Below are 394 nucleotides of genomic sequence, written 5' to 3'. Positions count from 1 at the left end.
TTCGCCGGTCACATGTTCATCCGGGACCCCTTCTCCGTAGCCCGTGATCCCTTCATCCGTCTCCATTTTCAGAATCACTGCGGGCATGGTATGATAAGCATGATAACTGATCACAAACGGTTCTTTCAAGGGAAACTGGACGGCGTATAAATGAATTGCGGTAATTTGCATCGTAAAACTTCCTTTCTGTTTACAAAACTTCTGATGATTTGATATATTGTCGTTAAATAGGCGTTTAAAGTTAAGAGGTGCATGATGGCTACAAAAATTGCCGTAATCGGGTCTCGTGAATTTATCAACAGAATTGAAGCAGTTTCTCCCCGGGTTGCCGATATTGAAATTGATCCTTACATTTATCAGAAACCGCAGGATGCCCCCGGGCTTGTAAGGAAAA

Annotated in this window: 1 pseudogene; it reads right to left on the bottom strand. The window is 43.1% G+C overall.

The features are described from left to right. Positions 1 to 171 (bottom strand): annotated as a pseudogene (locus ACLWS4_RS37690) (dipeptide epimerase); the annotation flags it as partial. Between the last annotated feature and the right edge of the window lie 223 nt (positions 172 to 394).

The organism is Kitasatospora sp. SC0581 (genome assembly GCF_048159585.1).
GTDB lineage: Bacteria > Actinomycetota > Actinomycetes > Streptomycetales > Streptomycetaceae > Kitasatospora.
The sequence above is the reverse complement of the archived record's forward strand: the minus strand, read 5'-3'. Positions and strand labels throughout refer to the sequence as shown.